A 17,169-nucleotide genomic window follows, 5' to 3' on the forward strand; every position below is an offset into this window, starting at 1 on the left:
TCCCATTTGTCATTTATGACCGTCGGAGTGCAGTATGGCCGCCCGTGGAAAGCCGCAGGCGGTAGTGAGACGGGGTAGTCTGCCTAGGCAGCCGAAACTTGATCTTGCTCGATCAGAAGTTCCGCAAATTTCTCCGGGGCTTCGACAGGAGGAAAGTGACCCGCGTCCAGCTCGGCGCATTTTGCTCCGGGGATGCCCTTCTGGAAGGCCTCGACTGCGGCCGCTGGTATAAGGGGATCTGTCTTGCCCGTCACGATCATCGTGGGCGACGAGACCTTGGGTAGCTGCTCCGTCAGGTCGGCGTCACGCAGGACGGCGATCGTGGACGCGTAACCATCGGGGCTCGTATTGAGGAAGACCGTGCGCAGCGTTTCGATATGTGGATGCTCTGTGTCTCGGAAGGCGGTGGAGAACATCCGCTCGACCATGGGGCCGGCAAGAGATTGCATGCCGCTGCTGCGCGCAGTTTCCGCCCGAGCATTCCACCCGCCGGGCGGAGCGTGCATGTGAGGAGCTGCGCTGCAGATGATCAGGTTCTTGACGCGCTGGGGCGCTAGGACCGTCGCTTGAACGGCTGCCAACGCGCCGACCGACACGCCGCACAATGCAAATCGATCCCACCCGACCGCGGACGAGATGGCCAGCAGGTCGTCTGCCAGGAGTTCGTCAGAGTACTCGCCGGCGGTCGCCTCACTTCCACCATGTCCGCGAAGATCGTAGCGCAGCACTTGAAACCGCGTAAGTAGCTGCGGGACCGCCAGGTCCCATAGCGACAAGTCGGCGCCAATAGGATGGACGAGGACCAGAGGAGGGCGCGACGCAGCGCCCTCGAGGCGGTAGTAGTGTCGAGCACCGTTGAGGTGGAGCTGAGGCATCTGGGTTGCGAGATGGTTGAGAAATTAGGATTGACGCGTCGGAGGTTCCGCCTGCTGTCCGTGCTGTGCTAACGGGAGCCAGAAAACTTGTCCGGAACGACCAGGTTCATGCCAGGCAAGTGGAGTACGTTGTTTCCAGCATTCAGGATGAGCCGGAGGTATTTCCACGCTGAGCGCGAATGCTCGATCGTGATGGACTCTGCACGAGTGCCCTCACGGCGCTCGATTGCATCCACGATGCTGCGGTGCTGCTCTTGAGAGACCACTAGAACCGCACGGACGGCTGCGGTATCTGACTGCGTGACGCTCACGAATGCATTAGGCGCAGCGAAGGGCAAGACAACGAGCCGCTCCAGGGAACGCTTTAGCATCGGACTTTGCGCTGCTTCATACAGAAGCTCATGGAAGCGGTCGTTCAACCGTACGTAGTCGGTCAGATCGGTGGAAGTCTCCAGCCGCTCGATGACCCCATCCAGCTCCTCCACGCAGCGATGCATCATCTTCAGGAGGCTAGGCGACACGCCTCGCTCTGCAGCGATGCGCGCTGCCATGCCCTCGAGCGTTCCGCGAATTGCAATCGCATCGAAGACGTCGTCTTCCGAGAAGCGAGCAACCGCGTAGCCGCCTGAGGGCAGGGCATCGAGCAGCCCTTCCTCGCACACCCTCAACATGGCAACCCGCGCCGGGGTGCGGGAGACGCCCAATCTGTCCACGAGCATCTGTTCGAGCACTCGAGCGCCTGGTTGAAGTACTCCTTCGATGATGAGTCCACGCAGCCCGAGAACAGCTTTGATGGTCTGCGACGTGTTGCCGTCGTCTGGGACGGCGGAAAGCGGAGTGGGAGGACGGTTGGAAGCCATGCTTCATTCTCCTTGATTTAGTGGCTCTGGTCAGTCTCGGAGTATACGTAGAGTATGCGCGTTTACCCTAGATCAGCCGTAAATCAGCGGGTTTCGGCTGGTATTTGCCGCCCTCTGGGTATACATTGTGCACATGCTTCATTCGAACGTATACGCGAAGCGCCGGTTCCCTACGCATGACCAACCCACAGATGAGACAACCAATGACACAACGCAATCGCTTGATCCCCCTCCTGCTGCTGGCGGCGTCGCTGGCCGGCGGCGCCGCCCACGCCCAGCAAGTTGTCAAGGTCGGCATCGTGGGACCCTTCTCGGGACCATTCGCGTCGTCCTTCGGGACCCCCTTCCGCCAAGGGGTCGAGGCTTACGTTGCGCAGCACGGAGACAAGGCGGGGAATACCCGGGTCGAGTTCATCTATCGCGATCTCGAAGGCCCCAATCCCGAGCGCGCCAAGGCACTCGCCCAGGAACTGATCGTCAAGGACAAGGTGCAGTACCTGGGTGGCTTCGTATTCACGCCAAATGCCCTGGCTGTTGCGCCGCTCATTCAAAGTGCGAAGGTGCCGACGGTCATCTTCAACGCGTCCACGTCGATGATTGTGGGCAAGTCCGACTACTTTGTCCGCACGTCGAACACGCTTCCACAAGTGACCGTACCGGTGGCGAAGTACGCACTCGACCTAAAGGTCAAGCGAGTGGTGACCGTCGTCTCCGACTACGGACCGGGCGTCGATGCCGAGAACGCGTTCCGTCAAACCTTCCAGGCGGGCGGGGGTGAGATCGTCGAATCCATTCGGATGCCTCTGAACGCGACCGACTTTGGTCCGTTTCTGCAGAAGGTTCGCGCTCTGAAGCCGGATGCCCTGTTCGCCTTCCTGCCCTTCGGCCCACCCACTTTTGGTTTCGTGAAGTCCTTCGACGACAACGGTCTGAAGGCCGCAGGCATCCGCTTTCTCGGCACCTCCGAGACCCAGGAATCCGACCTCCAGGCGCTCGGCGACGCCGCCCTGAAGCTGGAAACCGGCTACTACTACTCCGCAGCCCACGATTCGCCCCAGAACAAGGAGTTCGTGAACACGCTGGCGAAGGTAAAGGCTACCCCCAACCCTGCAACGGTGGCAGCTTTCGATGGTACCCATGTGCTCTACAAGATGATCGAGGCCACAGGGGGTACCGCAAACGGCACCAAGGCAATCGAAGCCGTCAAGGGCCTGTCCTGGGAGAGCCCACGTGGCCCGATGAAGATCGATCCGCAAACGCGAGACGTCATACAGAACGTCTACATCCGTGTGGTGGAAAAGCAGGCAGACGGGCGCTCCATCAATCGCGAGACGAAAACTTACGCTGCGCAGCCGGACTACGGCCTGCAACTGAGCAAGTAAGTCGCCTCACCTCTCAAGAGCCGCCACAGCGGCTCCCTGACATGGCGCATCCAAGCGCACACGTCGGTTCCTCCCACTTGAACTAGGAGGCTCGCATGAGCCTTGTCGCAAGCATCCTCATCGACAGCGTGGCCTACGGCATGGTGCTGTTCGTCATCTCGATCGGTCTGTCCATCACCCTTGGCCTGATGGGATTCGTTAACCTTGCCCATGGCGTCTTCGCCATGGCGGGCGGCTATGGCGCCGCCTGGCTGATGAAGTCCTTCGGTTTCGGCTACGAAGTCGCCGTGGCGGGTGCGGTGCTCCTTGTCGCCCTCGTCGCCTGGCCACTGCAGCGGTTGTTGTACAGCCGATTGCAGGACCGCAGTGACCTGGATCAAGTCCTTTTCACGATCGGTCTGGTCTTCGTGGGCATTGCTGGCATGGGAGTGCTGTTCGGCAACGCCATCACGCCGTTGCCCCTGCCCGAGTACTTGCGCGGTTCAGTGGACGTGGGATTTCGCGTCGTTCCCACGCAACGCATCGCCGCGGTCGCAGTCGGGATCGTTGTGTTGGTGGGGCTGGTCTGGCTCCTCGATCGAACGCGATTCGGCATTGAGACCCGGGCCGCCGTCGAGGATGCAAGCGCGGCGCGCGCTCTCGGGATCCGGACCTCGCGTGTGTACGTCCTGGGCTTCAGCCTGGGAGCCGGGCTTGCAGCTTTGGGTGGAATCGTGGGCGCCGAGTTGCTGCCGCTCGAGCCCTACTACCCCTTGAAGTACCTGGTGGTGCTCCTCGCCGTGGTGGCAGTCGGTGGTGTGGGAAGCCCTCTTGGTTTGCTGGCCTCGGCCCTTCTGCTTGGCACAGTCGAAACCGCTGCCAAGTACCTCGTCCCCAACATGTCCTCAATTCTCTTCTTCGCCACGATGCTGGCCGTGCTGGCTTGGCGGCCGGCGGGCCTGTTCGGGAGTTCCCACTGACCGCCATGGAACACGTTATTGCTGCTCAACGGCCAAGGCGCCTGTCGCTGTCCGCTTCGGTGCTGCCGGAAGCAGGACTCCTGCTCGCAGGCCTTCTGCTTTTCTACCTCATGCCCGAGGACCTGGGCTTCGCCACCCGCATTCTCATCGGCGGACTGTTCGCCCTGTCGTTGGACCTGGTGCTTGGTTACGCCGGAATCGTGACGCTGGGGCATGCGGCCATGTTCGGCGTCGGCGCATACGCGGCGGGCATTTTCGCCGTTCGGCTATCAGGCGACCCATTGCTCGGCTTGGCGGTGGGGGCCGCAGCCGGCGCTGCGGTGGCCGCCGCCAGCGGCCTCCTCGTCTTGCGCAGCCACGGCTTGACCTCCGTGATGATCACCTTGGCCATCGCGCAGTTGCTCGCCGAGGTGGCGAGCAAGTGGCGTTCCCTGACGGGCGGAGACGACGGACTGTCGGGCATCGCGACCAATCCGCTCTTCGGCCGCTTCGAATTCGACTTCTTGGGGCAGACCGGCTTTCTGTATGCGCTGGCGGTGCTGGTGGTGGCTTTCGCGCTGCTGCGAAGACTGACGCGCTCGCCGTTCGGGCTCACCTGCATCGGGATTCGCGAGGACCGTGAACGCATGTCGTCGTTGGGATGCCGGGTCAATCGGCACCTGACGATCGTGTACGCCATTGGGGGTGGCTTGGCAGGTGTCGCTGGGGCTCTTTCAGCGCAGATCACCCAGGTGGTTGGCCTGAGCAGCTTGGGATTCGCCCACTCTGCAGAGCTTTTGGTCATGCTGGTGCTTGGCGGCACCGGACGTTTGTGGGGCGCACTGGCCGGCACCGTGGTCTTCATGGTCGTCCATCACTTCGCAGCCGCGGCGGATCCGTTTCGGTGGATGTTCGTGATTGGGGGGCTGCTGCTCGTGGTGGTCTTGTTCATGCGTGGCGGGATCACTGGCGCTCTGCTTGCATTGGCAGCGCGTGTCACGAAAATTGGGAGGTCGCAATGAGCGTCGTGGTAGAGAACGCCTTGGAGGTCAAAGGGTTGAACCGATCCTTCGGCGCCCTGAACGTGACATCCAACGTGGACCTCACGCTGCGTCGTGGCGCCCGTGCCGCGTTGATTGGTCCGAACGGAGCCGGTAAGACGACGCTCATCAACCTCGTCTCCGGCGCACTTCGCCCGTCTTCCGGCCGCATTGCCTTGCTTGGCAAGGACGTCACCGCACTGGGGCAGGCGGAGCGCGCACGCCTCGGACTGCTTCGCTCCTTTCAGATCACGCGGCTGTTCAAGCCAATGACGATCGGCGACAACGTTCGCCTGGCCATCCTGCAGAGTAGCGGACGGCGGCTTGGGGTGTGGCGCGACACGCGGTCGGACGCTAACTTGGACGAGCAGGTCGACCTCGCGCTCAAGACCGTAGGCCTGCAAGATCGTGAGTCTGCAGGCGTGACCAAGCTGGCCTATGGGGAGCAACGGCTGCTTGAACTGGCCCTGGCCTTGTCGACTCGACCGAGCGTCCTGCTGCTGGACGAGCCCGCAGCAGGCGTGCCGCAGAGCGAGAGCAACGTCATCGTACAGGCCATCGAGCGTCTGCCAGCGGATCTTGCCGTCCTGCTGATCGAACACGACATGGATCTGGTCTTCCGGCTCGCCAACGAAATCACTGTCCTTGTCGCTGGCAGCATCCTGATGAAGGGATCGCCTCAGGAGGTTGAGGCCGACGAGCGCGTGCAGCGCTTGTATCTCGGAGAGAAGCATGTCAATCACTGAACTCGCGCTGCGGAACGTCGTCGCAGGTTATGCGGGAACGACGGTGCTCGAGGATGTCGAGCTGTCGATCAAGCGAGGAGAGCGCATCGGAATCATCGGTCGCAACGGTGCTGGCAAGACCACCACTCTCGCGACTGCGATGGGTCTCACGCAGAAGATCGGCGGACAAATTCTGTTCGACGGCGTGGACGTCAGCGCCTTGCCTACCGCAGAGCGGTCGCGCCGAGGTCTCGGCTATGTGCCGCAGACGCGCGACGTCTTCAAGTCGATGACGGTCAAGGACAACCTGCGCACCGGCCTGCGAGGTGGCCCGGAATCACGGTTGGAAGACGCCTACGCGCTCTTTCCACGGTTGTACGAGCGCCGGAACAACTACGGCAACGAGCTGTCCGGCGGTGAACAGCAGATGCTGTCCATCGCCCGCGCCTTGATGGGCGAACCCGACATCTTGCTCCTCGACGAACCACTGGAAGGGTTGGCGCCGGTGGTTGCCCAGGAGCTCATGAGCTCGCTGTCGGCGTTCTCAACGAAGCGCGGGCTAGGGTGTGTGCTCGTCGAACAGCATGTCGCATTGGTCCTCGACTTCGCGTCCTCTGTCCTACTGTTGGAGCGGGGGCGCTGTGCCTTCTGGGGGCCAACAGACGAGCTCCAGAAGCGCCCCGAACTGCTCGCCAGTGCGATTGGATTGAAGAGTAGCTCCTCCGCTTCGATTAAGCGCCGCGAGCCACATCAACTCGCCTAGCCAACTCACAACCAGCCACGGAGAAAATATGTTCATCAAAAACGCTTGGTACATCGCCGCTTGGGTCCACGAGATCAAGGACAAGCCGTTCCCTCGCACGATCTGCAACGAGGCCATCGTCATGTACCGAGACGCCCAGACAGGCAAGGTAGGTGCACTGGAAGACCGCTGCTGTCACCGCGGAACGCCGCTGCGCTTTGGCCAGATCGTCGAAGGAGGTCTGGAGTGTGGGTATCACGGACTCGTCTTCGACTGCGCAGGCGCCTGCGTCCGCATCCCCGGCCAGGCCAAGATTCCGGCCAAGGCAAAGGTCCGGGCCTATCCGATCGTCGAGAAAGACGAGTTCCTGTGGATCTGGATGGGCGAGCCGGAGAAGGCCGACGAGTCGTTGATCATCGACTACCCCTATCACAACGACTACAAGAAGTGGCCGCACAAGCACGAGGTCTATCACGTCGCCTGCAACTACATGCTGCTGGTCGACAACCTGATGGACATGACCCATCTGGCCTACGTCCACAAATCCACCATCGGCGGCAGCAATCCCAAGGCGCTCGTGGAGGCCAAGACGAATGTCACGCCCAATGCGAATGGGCTGCACTACATCCGGTGGATGCCGGACTGCGCTCCGCCACCGACATACAAGCGTGCCCAACCTGACCTCGGAGAGCGGGTGGACCGGTGGCAGGAGTTCGAGTACGTCGCCCCGGGCAACATCCTGCAATGGAGCGGCGCGCTCGACGTCGGCCTCGATGCGATGAACAACCGCGACCAACCGGGTGGCTTCTCGCTGCGCCTGTTCCACGGACTCACGCCCGAGACCGATGGCACATGCTTCTACTTCTGGTCGACGGCCAATGGGTACCGTCAAGATGAACCGCAGGCCACCGAAGACCTGTTCCACGAAATCAGCATCGCCTTCAACGAGGACAAGCAGATCGTGGAGGCCCAGCAGAAGACCTTGGAGGCCCGCGGCGAAGTCGGCTTGGTGGACATCGTCTCGGATGCCGCTCGGGTTCACATGCGGCGCACCGTGATTCGCATCATCGCCGATGAAAACAAGGCGCCGGAGTCGGCGCAGTCGCTGGAAAAAGTGTGAGCTCTGTTGATAAGGTCGAAGTGCGGGTGGCGGCGATCCATGAGGAGGCCGAGGGAATTCGCAGCTTCGAACTCCTCCCGGCGCAGGGAAGGGCGCTGCCGCCGTTCAAGGCGGGTGCGCATATCGATGTCCACTTGAACGACAAGCTGGTTCGGCAATACTCGTTGTGCAGCGACCCATCGGACCTGAGCAGGTACCAGATTGGGGTTCTGCACGACCCGCAGGGCCGAGGAGGGTCGCGCGCGGTCCACGACCTGAAGGAAGGTGACACGGTCTTCATCGGGATGCCGCGCAATCAGTTCGAATTGGCCGACGACGGGAGCTCCGTGCTGGTCGCTGGTGGGATCGGAATCACGCCAATCCTGTCCATGGCCCATAGCCTCGTCGCAGCTGGCCGACCCTTTACCTTGCACTACGCGGCGCGGACACGACCGCGAACAGCTTTCAAGGCGCGCCTTGACGAACCTTGCTTTGCACCCTTCGTTTCCTATTACTGGAGTGAAGAGGCCGATAGCCGAAAGATGGACCTCGGACAATTGTTGAGCGCTCCTGCAGCCGACGCCCATCTATATGTGTGCGGACCGCGAAGCTTCATGGATGCTGCGATTCAGGCCGCCAAGCAGGAGGGGTGGCCGGAGGAACGCATCCACTACGAGTTCTTCGCAGGGGATGCAATGCGACTGGACTCCGACGGCGCTTTTTCCGTGAAGCTTGCCAGTTCCGGAAGAACTATCAAGATCGCGGCGGACAAGTCGGTTGTCGAGGCACTCGCCGAGGCGGGCGTGGAGATTCCCACCTCTTGCGAGCAAGGGATATGCGGCACCTGTCTGACGGGGGTTCTGGGCGGCGAACCGGACCACCGAGACGTTTTCCTCACGCCGGAGGAACGAGCGCTCAATGACAAGTTCCTGCCGTGCTGCTCGCGCTCGAAGTCAAGCTTGCTTGTTCTTGACCTCTAAGGGAGCAGTCTGACGCAGCGCTTCAGCTTGTGCCCATGCACAGATACTTCGTCTCGAGGTACTCTGCAAGGCCATGGAACGAGCCCTCGCGGCCCAGGCCCGACTGCTTCACCCCACCAAACGGTGCAACGGCGGTGCTGATCAAGCCGGTATTCACTCCCACCATGCCCGCTTCCAGCGCAGCGTGGACGCGCCAAATCCGTCCAACGTCACGTGCGTAGAAGTAGGCGGCAAGTCCGAAGTCGGTGTCGTTGGCCATGCGGATCGCATCGTCCTCGGTTTCGAAGCGCAACAGCGGCGCCACTGGGCCAAACACCTCCTCCTGCGCAATTCGCATTTCCGGCGTGCACCCTACGAGCACTGTGGGCTGGTAGAACGTGCCGCCGAGCGCGTGGCGAGATCCTCCGATCGTGGTTCTCGCGCCGAGTTTCGTAGCGTCGGCCACGAGGTCTTCGACCTTGGCGACCGCATCTTCATCGATCAGAGGACCTTGGGCAACATGGGGATCTGTTCCATGGCCAACCTTCAATGCTTCCACCGCAGCGGTGAGCTTCGAGGCGAAGGCGTCGTAGACGGACGACTGAACGAGCAAACGGTTTGCGCAGACGCAGGTCTGACCGGAGTTGCGGTACTTGGCGGCCATGGCCCCCGCGACCGCGGCATCGAGGTCGGCGTCGTCGAACACGATGAAAGGCGCGTTCCCGCCGAGTTCCAGCGACATTCGCTTCAGCGTCGGCGCGCATTGCGCAGCGAGGATCCTGCCGACCTCGGTCGAACCGGTGAATGTCAGCTTTCGGACCGCCTTGTTCGCGGTCAACTCGCCGCCGATCGTGCGGGGATCGCCCGTCAGAACGCTGAAGACGCCTGGGGGAACATTTGCACGTCGTGCCAGTTCGGCCATAGCCAGGGCCGACAAGGGGGTCTGCTCGGCAGGCTTGACGATGATGGTGCAGCCCGCCGCAAGTGCTGGGGCCACCTTGCGGGTGATCATCGCGGCCGGAAAATTCCACGGGGTGATCGCTGCACACACGCCCACCGGCTCGCGTGTTACCAAAATCTGCTTGTCAGTCCATGGGGAAGGGATGGTCTCGCCATAAGCACGCTTGGCTTCCTCTGCGAACCACTCGATGTATGACGCCGCGTAGGTGATCTCCCCGCGGGCCTCGGCAAGCGGTTTGCCCTGCTCTGCAGTCATCAGTAGCGCGAGATCCTCTGCATGTTCGACCATCAACTCGTACCATCTGCGAAGGACACGCGAGCGCTCCTCGGCCGTTCGCCGACGCCAGGTAGCGAAAGCGGCGGTTGCTGCCTCGATCGCACGACGAGTCTCCACCATGCCCATGCTCGGCACTGTGCCAATGAGCGATCCCGTGGCGGGGTTTCGCACCGACAGAGTGGCACCATTCTCTGCGTGGAGCCAGCGGCCGTCGATGTAGCAAGCTGCTTTCAGGAGCTCGGCATCCTTGAGTACGAGAGAGGTCAAGATTGGATCCTTGTTGGCCATGCGACTGGTCGGCAGTGGGGTCACGTCAGACGAAGCGAAAGGAGATCGTTCCGAGAGGACCGTAATCGGCGTGGATGCTGTCGCCCGCGCCGGCGGTGATCGGACGGGTGAACGAACCCGCTAGCACAACGTCTCCGGCATTCAACTGTTCATCGTGTGGCGCGATCTTGTTAGCCAGCCACGCGACACCTGTCGCTGGATGATTCAGAACCCCCGCCGCCAGGCCGGTTTCCTCAATGACGCCGTTCTTGAACAACATTGCGCCAACCCAACGCAGATCCACCGCGTCAGGGCGCACCGGGCGGCCGCCCAGCATGATGCCGGCGTTGGCGGCGAAATCCGAGATGGTGTCGAAGACCTTGCGCATTCCTTTGTCCTCGCGATCGAACTGCTCGATGCGGGCATCGATGATCTCGAGTGCAGGCGACACGTATTCCGTCGCAGCGAGGACGTCAAAAATGCTGACAAGGGGACCCCTCAAGGGCTTGCCGAGGATGAATGCGAGTTCGACCTCGATGCGGGGTGCGATGAAGCGCGCGATCGGAACATCTGCCCCTTGCGTGAAGAACATGTCGTCCATCAGTGGTGCATAGTCGGGCTCGTCGATCTGGCTCGACTGCTGCATGGCACGCGACGTGAGTCCGATCTTTCGCCCCCTGACGACTCGACCGTCGGCTTCTTCCAGTCTGACCCATTCGCGCTGTATGGCGTATCCGTCCTCGATAGTCATTTCGGGATGTCGACGCGAGAAGTGACGGACCTGTACGCGCCGCTTGCGGGCGTCATAGAGTTCGCGGGCGAGGGTCAGGGTTGTGTCGGTGGGCAGCATATCGGTGAAGTTTTGATGAACGAGTGGTTCGTCTGGGGGCTAACGCCTTGGCGATGGCATCAAGCAATTTCCATCACGGCGATGGTCGCGCTGACCGAGAAGATGGGGATCGGTTGCAGGTGGCGCACTGTGCCGCGACCGCCTGCCGCGGCTGCCAAGGCGATGAAGGTCCGAATCTCGAAGCCCCCCTGGCCCGCTTCCCGATAGATGTCAGCATCGTTGTAGGCGAGCAGTTCCTGCTTGTCGTTGCGGCACCACTTGGCCATGAAGTCGCGATCCCAGGCCTCATTTATCTTCCCGGAATCTGGCGTTGCCGGCCAATGGCTGATTCCACCCGTGGCAACGATCGCGATTCGTTCCGGCACTTTCTCGACCGCGCGGCGCAGCGCCTCGCCAAAGGCCCAGGCGCGGTGCAGAGGTGTCAGTGGTGGCCCCTGGCAGTTGATGTTCACCGGGATGACATCGAGGTCAAATCTTGGCGTCAGGAAATGCAGCGGGACGATCAAGCCGTGGTCAAACTTCCATTCCTCGGCAAACGCGACGTCCACCGTTTGCATCGTCTCCGCGACGATACGCTTGCCCAAATCCGCATTGCCAGGAATCTTGGTTCTCTCGATTCCCAGCCACTTCGGATCCTCGATGGGCCCCTCATATTCATCACCCATGCCGATGGCATACGCAGGCATGTTATTCATGAAGAAGTTGGCGAAGTGCTCGGCGCCGACGAGGAGGACCGCATCGGGACGCGTGGCGCGCATCTCCTCGCCCATCGCATAGAACGCGGTATGGAAGGGGTCGCGCAGCGCCGGATCGGCCAGATGGGCCCGGCCGGTAATCCCTGGCGCATGACTGCATACGCCTGCAAAAACGAGACTCATACGCCAGCCACCCTCTCATCCATCGACGTGGTCATTGCGTAGACGCCTGCCCGGACTGGTCCGTGCGTCGCGACGCCATCGCGCATGGCCTGGATATAGTCGGCCCAGGGCATTCCGAGATATGCCGCGAAGTGCATCAGGAGTTGCCCGTTCGTACCAAGCACGTACATCAGACCCAAGTCGCCGCGTGCGATGGCCCCGCGCTCTTCGTCATTGAGCGGATAGTCATCCAGAAGAGATCGTTGGTCATCGCGAAAACGGCGTTGCACGCCCGGGTCGCTGTTCAGCTGGTAAAGAAACTTTTGCATGCCATACAAGCTCATGTTGCAGCCCTCTCTGTGGTCGCCTCAAGCGCCCCAGTGCGGGATGTGATGGTTTCCCAGCGATACCGCCACATTCTTGGGTTCCAGGAACACCTCATAGCTCCAGGTGCCGCCCTCGCGTCCGGTGCCGCTCGCCTTCATTCCGCCGAAGGGCTGGCGCAGGTCTCGCACGTTCTGACTGTTGACGAAGCACATGCCGGCTTCGATCCCGGCAGCGACGCGATGCGCCCGGCCGATGTTTTCGGTCCAGACGTAGCTGGACAAGCCATACTGGATGTCGTTGCTCTGACGAATCGCATCCGCCTCGTCTGTGAACGGAATCAGGCAGGCGACGGGTCCGAAGATCTCTTCTTGCGCGATCCGCATCTTGTTGTCCACATCCACAAACACGGTCGGGCGAACGAAATTGCCCTTCGCGACCTCCGCGGGCAGAGCCGGCGCGTCGAGGCCGCCGCACAGCAGCGTCGCGCCTTCTTTGCGACCAAGCTCGATGTAGCTGCGCACCTTGGCCAGATGCGCCTGGCTGATCATCGGCCCGATGATGGTCTTCTCGTCGAGCGGATCTCCTACGACAAGGCGTTTGGCTCGCTCGGCGAACTTTGCGGCAAACGCAGCGTAGGACTTCTGCTGGATAAGGATGCGGCTGCCGGCGGTGCAGCGCTCACCGTTGTTGCTGAAGATCATGAAGATCGCGGCGTCCAGCGCGCGGTCCATGTCGGCGTCGTCGAAGATCACGAAGGGACTTTTGCCGCCGAGCTCCATGCTGAACTTCTTGAGGCCCGCCGCCTGCACGATCCGGTTGCCCGTTACGGTAGAGCCCGTGAAAGAGATAGCGGCCACATCCGGGTGGCGGCAGAGAGGCTCGCCGGCATCCTTGCCGAAGCCGTGCACGACGTTCAGGACGCCCGCGGGAATGCCCGCCTCGAGTGCGAGCTCGCCGAGGCGCGCTGCCGTCAATGGAGACAACTCGCTCATCTTTAGGACCACCGTGTTGCCGAAGGCGAGCGCAGGGGCTGTCTTCCAGGTCGCGGTCATGAACGGCACATTCCAGGGGCTGATGAGCGCGCACACGCCGACCGGGTGGTAGAGCGTGTAGTTCAGATGCGTCGGCGTCGGATACGTGTGACCATCCACGCGCGTGCACATCTCGGCGAAGTAGTAGAAATTGTCCGCGGCGCGGGGCACGAGCTGCTTGCCGGTTTGAGCGATGGTCTGTCCGCAGTCCATCGTCTCCGTGCGGGCAAGGTCGGGAACATGCTTGGCGATGAGGTCGCCCAGCTTGCGCATTAGCTTTGCTCTTTCAGTCGCAGGCAAACCAGCCCATTTCGGAAAAGCCGCCTTTGCGGCATCCACGGCGGTGTCGACTTCAAGCTGACCGCCGGCGGCCACTTCTGCAAGGACCTCCTGGGTGGCAGGATTGATCGTTTCGAAGTAGCTGTTGCTTTCGACGGATTTCCCGTCGATCAGGTGCTGAATACGCATGTTGTGGTTCTCCTAGCGTCCGAAGGCGTCGTCGCCCACGATGGTGTTGATGAGGCGGCCGATGCCGTCGATCTCCGTGATGACCTGGTCGCCGACGTCGACATTGACCACGCCGTCGGGCGTGCCTGTGAGGATCACGTCACCCGCACGCAGCGTCATGAAGCCGCTGAGGTGCTCGATCAACGATGGAATGTCATTGATCATGTCGGCAGTGGAACCTTGCTGGGTCACTTTTCCGTTCACGATGGTCCGCAACTGAAGTGCATGGGGATCCGGTACATTGGAGGCTTCGACGAACCACGGTCCGAGGACGGTGCACGTGTCGCGGTTCTTAACTCGGAGATTAGGTCGATACCAGTTCTCGAGGTAGTCGCGAATCGCGTAGTCGTTGCATACGGTGTAGCCCGCAACGTGGTTCATGGCAGCTGCCCGGCTGACGTTCCGAGCCGTCTTGCCGATCACGACAGCCAACTCGCACTCGTAGTGCATGAAGGTCGCTTCCTTTGGTCGGCGGGTCAGCCCACGATGCCCGATCAGCGCGCCGGTCGTCTTCAAGAACGCCAGCGGCTCGTCCTTGGAGGTCACCGTAAGCTCCGTCGACAGTTCCTTCACGTGGTCCGCATAGTTGAGGCCCAGCGCGATCACAGTTCCGACATCGAAGGGCGGCAGCCAGACCACTTGGTCTTCTTCGAGAATTCGACCGTCTTCCAGTTGGATACCGCTCGCGTGCGGTCTGGCTTGGTGCAATGCGCCGGCATAGGCGACGTTGGCGGTTCTCATGCCTTGAACTCCGATTCTTCGATCTCCAGCCGTCCGCTCAGACGGCCGATGGGCTCACATTCGATGACAAATGCCTGCCCCGCACGCGCGCGCGGTGCACGGTGGGCGACCCCAAGCATCAGGATGTCTCCGGGGCGAAGGGTCATGAAGTCGCTGACATCTGCGATGAGTCGAGCCGCGGTCCGGACCATGCCCGACGTGGTCGCGGTGTGGACATGCTCGCCGTCTATGGACACGCGGATCGTGAGCTCGTCCGGATTTATGACCTCTGCGCTCGGCGTGACGCGGGGCCCGACGAGGCAAGATCCATCGAGAACCTTGAATCGGAGCGATGGGCGATAGAAGCTGTCGTGCGGTGCGCTGAGGTCTGCGACGAGCGTATAGCCGGCAATGTGGCTCATGGCGTCACGCTCGTCGACACCGCTCGCCGTCCGCCCGATCACGAGTCCCAACGATGCACCGATCTCCAGGTCGGCGTGCGCCTTTGGCACAGGAACCGAAGATTCCGAAGGCGCAAGCGTATTGCGCGGCTTGACGTAGAGCACTGGGCCCTTGGGCGGCGCCTTGTAGGGATTCTCCCTCACCGATGTACCGAGTGCCGCCAGAGCAGCCGCATGGTTCAACAGCGTGCCAACGACGATGCCGGAGAGGCGATAGGGGGCCACGTCGAATTCGATAGGGAATCCAACGGTCGTAGATGCTTGCATGGTCTGTCTATATATCGAGGACAAGTTGGCGCGTTCTCGATCGGGAACAACAGGGAGTGAACTGATCGTTTAGGGCTTGCTCCTCAGGTGTCATGAATAGATCCTTGTGATCGGGAACGCCCTCGAGGACGCGCGTGAGACAGGTGCCGCATACGCCCTGCTCACATGACGTGGGTACCTCAATGCCGGCGGCAGCCAGCGCCTGGACGACCGTCTGGTCCTGCGCCACCACCACGATTCGACCCGAGCTCGCGAGCTTCACCTCGAAGCTCTCGTCGGAGTCGCTGGGGGCAACGTCAGACGCAAAGAACTCATAGTGCAGTTGATCGGCCGACCAGCCGGCGCTTCTCGCCGTGGCCAGGGTTGCATCCATGAATCCCTTGGGGCCGCACACGTACAGATGCGTGCCGGGTTGAGGCTTGGCCAGGACGGAAGGAAGATCAATGCGTTGCGATGCTTCCTCGTCGTCGAAGTGGAACTGGACTTTCGCAGCGAATGAAGACGAGGCAATGCGATCTTGAAATGGAGTCCGTGAACGCGATCGCGTGCAGTAATGCATCTCGAACTCGGCACCGATGCTTGCCAGGCGTTCGGCCATGCAGAGAATTGGGGTGACGCCGATACCGCCGGCCATGAGCAAGCTGCGCGTGGCTGCGTGGGCGAGCGCAAAGTGGTTCTTCGGTTCGCTGATCTCCATCAAGTCGCCGACTTGAATCTTCTCGTGCATTGCGACCGAGCCGCCGCGAGACTCGGCGTCACGCAGCACACCGATCAGATAGCGATGACTTTCTGCGGGATCGTTGCACAGGGAATACTGGCGAACGATGTCGCCGGCAACGTGAACGTCGATATGTGAGCCGGCAGAGAAGCGCGGGAGCGATTTACCTTCCGGGTCAACCAATTCGAAAGTGGCGATGTCGGTGGCGGCTGCTTGCTTCGCCGCTACACGCACTCGCAGGGTTGCGCTGGTCATTTTGTCTCCTGGGCCAAGTACATGCCCGACTGTTGGCACAAGGTTACGGTCGGAGTTACTATTACTCAACCACATAGGAGACATAACTAACATGAAGGACACTCATCAGATTGTCGGGAAGCTTGACCTCAACCTGTTGATCGTTTTCGATGCACTGCTCCGTGAACTCAGCGTGACCCGCGCCGGCAAGACGCTGGGCCTGACGCAGAGCGCGGTGAGCCACTCCCTGACGCGTCTTCGCACGTATTTTGACGATCCCCTGTTCGTCAAATCCGGCCGCGGCATCGTTCCGACGGCGAAGGCCGAGGGGCTTTCACCCGTGATCCTCGATGTGATGGGAACGATTCGTGATCAGGTGCTTTCCGAGTCGAAGTTCGACCCGCTGCATGTAAAGCGGACGTTCAATTTTTGCTTGAGCGACATGGGCGAGCTGGTGTTTCTCCCCACGCTTGTCTCCATGCTGAAGAAGGTCGCGCCACAGTGCCGAATCAATACCCTGCAGGTCCTGCCGGAACAGCTTACGTCTGTGCTTGGCTCGGGCGAGGGTGACCTTGCGCTTGGTTCAGTCCTCAACGCCGCGGAAGGTCTCTATCAGGAGGACCTGTTCTCCCACACTTTCGTCTGCATCGTGAGCGTGAAAAACAAGACGGTGGGCAAGACGATCTCTCAAGAGGAATACAGCGCCATGCCGCACGTAGCGGTGACGCTGACCGGACAACCGACGACGCCGTATGACCGGGCAGTGGAGGATGCCGGGATCAAGCGAGAGCTGCGAATCCTTACACCGCATTTCCTTGTGATCCCTTTGCTGCTGGACCAGCACCCTGAGTTCATTGCGACGGTTCCGAGGGAGCTCGGATCGGTCTTCTCACACCACGGCGTGGTCAGGATGGTCGAGCCGCCGGTCTCGCTGCCGACATTCATGCTCAAGCAGTACTGGCACCCGCGCTTCCATCACGACCGCGCAAATCGTTGGCTTCGCGAGTTGACCCGCAGAACGTTCCATCAACTGCCGGTGCCGCACGGGCGCCGATGAGACGCCCACAAGGACT

The 17,169-nt window shown here is 61.4% G+C and carries 18 protein-coding genes; 8 read left to right on the plus strand and 10 right to left on the minus strand.

The window, feature by feature from the left end; translation table 11 throughout:
- Positions 1 to 83: 83 nt before the first annotated feature.
- Both AC1D2O_RS19375 and AC1D2O_RS19380 read right to left on the minus strand, forming a co-directional pair.
- Positions 84 to 875, minus strand: a complete 792-nt coding sequence (locus AC1D2O_RS19375) for an alpha/beta fold hydrolase (protein ID WP_478157736.1) — start codon at positions 873 to 875, stop codon at positions 84 to 86.
- A gap of 68 nt (positions 876 to 943) precedes the next feature.
- A complete protein-coding gene (locus tag AC1D2O_RS19380; RefSeq protein ID WP_478157737.1) occupies positions 944 to 1,735 on the minus strand; it encodes a GntR family transcriptional regulator in 792 nt (263 codons plus the stop codon).
- Positions 1,736 to 1,938: 203 nt separating this feature from the next.
- On the opposite strand from AC1D2O_RS19380, the gene AC1D2O_RS19385 reads away from it, so the two are divergent.
- The 7 genes from AC1D2O_RS19385 (at position 1,939) to AC1D2O_RS19415 (ending at position 8,641) form a co-directional block, all read left to right on the plus strand.
- Complete coding sequence (locus AC1D2O_RS19385) at positions 1,939 to 3,117, plus strand: ABC transporter substrate-binding protein (protein ID WP_478157738.1); 1,179 nt, start codon at positions 1,939 to 1,941, stop codon at positions 3,115 to 3,117.
- Between the two features lie 95 nt (positions 3,118 to 3,212).
- On the plus strand, positions 3,213 to 4,076 hold the full coding sequence (locus AC1D2O_RS19390) for a branched-chain amino acid ABC transporter permease (RefSeq protein WP_477650103.1): 864 nt from the start codon (positions 3,213 to 3,215) through the stop codon (positions 4,074 to 4,076).
- 5 nt (positions 4,077 to 4,081) lie between these two features.
- Positions 4,082 to 5,077, plus strand: a complete 996-nt coding sequence (locus AC1D2O_RS19395; RefSeq protein WP_477650104.1) for a branched-chain amino acid ABC transporter permease — start codon at positions 4,082 to 4,084, stop codon at positions 5,075 to 5,077.
- Complete coding sequence (locus tag AC1D2O_RS19400) at positions 5,074 to 5,841, plus strand: ABC transporter ATP-binding protein (RefSeq protein WP_477650105.1); 768 nt, start codon at positions 5,074 to 5,076, stop codon at positions 5,839 to 5,841. The genes AC1D2O_RS19395 and AC1D2O_RS19400 overlap by 4 nt, the downstream gene beginning before the upstream one ends.
- Positions 5,828 to 6,583 carry an ABC transporter ATP-binding protein gene (locus AC1D2O_RS19405; RefSeq protein WP_477650106.1) on the plus strand — a complete coding sequence of 252 codons (756 nt, stop codon included), beginning with the start codon at positions 5,828 to 5,830 and terminating at the stop codon, positions 6,581 to 6,583. The genes AC1D2O_RS19400 and AC1D2O_RS19405 overlap by 14 nt, the downstream gene beginning before the upstream one ends.
- Before the next feature lie 28 nt (positions 6,584 to 6,611).
- The gene (locus tag AC1D2O_RS19410) at positions 6,612 to 7,682 is read left to right on the plus strand and encodes an aromatic ring-hydroxylating dioxygenase subunit alpha (protein WP_477650107.1); all 1,071 of its coding nucleotides are present in this window, start codon (positions 6,612 to 6,614) and stop codon (positions 7,680 to 7,682) included.
- Positions 7,679 to 8,641, plus strand: a complete 963-nt coding sequence (locus AC1D2O_RS19415) for a PDR/VanB family oxidoreductase (protein ID WP_478157739.1) — start codon at positions 7,679 to 7,681, stop codon at positions 8,639 to 8,641. The genes AC1D2O_RS19410 and AC1D2O_RS19415 overlap by 4 nt, the downstream gene beginning before the upstream one ends.
- A 22-nt stretch (positions 8,642 to 8,663) precedes the next feature.
- Here AC1D2O_RS19415 and AC1D2O_RS19420 read toward each other — a convergent pair whose 3' ends face one another.
- Genes AC1D2O_RS19420 through AC1D2O_RS19455 form a run of 8 tightly spaced genes read right to left on the minus strand, consistent with a single transcriptional unit; the run spans position 8,664 to position 16,117 of the window.
- Positions 8,664 to 10,124, minus strand: coding sequence for an NAD-dependent succinate-semialdehyde dehydrogenase (locus AC1D2O_RS19420; protein WP_477650498.1), 1,461 nt, complete (start codon positions 10,122 to 10,124; stop codon positions 8,664 to 8,666).
- Between the two features lie 46 nt (positions 10,125 to 10,170).
- Positions 10,171 to 10,974: a 2-oxo-hept-4-ene-1,7-dioate hydratase gene (gene hpaH, locus AC1D2O_RS19425; RefSeq protein ID WP_477650499.1), complete on the minus strand. Its 804-nt coding sequence runs from the start codon at positions 10,972 to 10,974 to the stop codon at positions 10,171 to 10,173.
- A gap of 59 nt (positions 10,975 to 11,033) precedes the next feature.
- Positions 11,034 to 11,852: a DODA-type extradiol aromatic ring-opening family dioxygenase gene (locus AC1D2O_RS19430; protein WP_478157740.1), complete on the minus strand. Its 819-nt coding sequence runs from the start codon at positions 11,850 to 11,852 to the stop codon at positions 11,034 to 11,036.
- On the minus strand, positions 11,849 to 12,175 hold the full coding sequence (locus AC1D2O_RS19435; protein WP_478157741.1) for an aromatic ring-opening dioxygenase subunit LigA: 327 nt from the start codon (positions 12,173 to 12,175) through the stop codon (positions 11,849 to 11,851). Before AC1D2O_RS19435 ends, AC1D2O_RS19430 begins: the two co-directional genes overlap by 4 nt.
- A gap of 24 nt (positions 12,176 to 12,199) precedes the next feature.
- Positions 12,200 to 13,657: a 5-carboxymethyl-2-hydroxymuconate semialdehyde dehydrogenase gene (gene hpaE, locus AC1D2O_RS19440; protein ID WP_477650549.1), complete on the minus strand. Its 1,458-nt coding sequence runs from the start codon at positions 13,655 to 13,657 to the stop codon at positions 12,200 to 12,202.
- A gap of 12 nt (positions 13,658 to 13,669) precedes the next feature.
- A complete protein-coding gene (locus tag AC1D2O_RS19445; RefSeq protein WP_478157742.1) occupies positions 13,670 to 14,437 on the minus strand; it encodes a fumarylacetoacetate hydrolase family protein in 768 nt (255 codons plus the stop codon).
- Positions 14,434 to 15,144: a fumarylacetoacetate hydrolase family protein gene (locus AC1D2O_RS19450; RefSeq protein ID WP_478157743.1), complete on the minus strand. Its 711-nt coding sequence runs from the start codon at positions 15,142 to 15,144 to the stop codon at positions 14,434 to 14,436. The genes AC1D2O_RS19445 and AC1D2O_RS19450 overlap by 4 nt, the downstream gene beginning before the upstream one ends.
- Before the next feature lie 7 nt (positions 15,145 to 15,151).
- Positions 15,152 to 16,117, minus strand: coding sequence for a PDR/VanB family oxidoreductase (locus AC1D2O_RS19455; protein ID WP_478157744.1), 966 nt, complete (start codon positions 16,115 to 16,117; stop codon positions 15,152 to 15,154).
- Positions 16,118 to 16,208: 91 nt separating this feature from the next.
- Between AC1D2O_RS19455 and AC1D2O_RS19460 the strand changes: the two genes are divergently transcribed.
- Positions 16,209 to 17,153, plus strand: a complete 945-nt coding sequence (locus AC1D2O_RS19460) for a LysR family transcriptional regulator (protein ID WP_478157745.1) — start codon at positions 16,209 to 16,211, stop codon at positions 17,151 to 17,153.
- Positions 17,154 to 17,169 lie beyond the last annotated feature (16 nt).

This window comes from Variovorax sp. P1_G12, assembly GCF_056405555.1.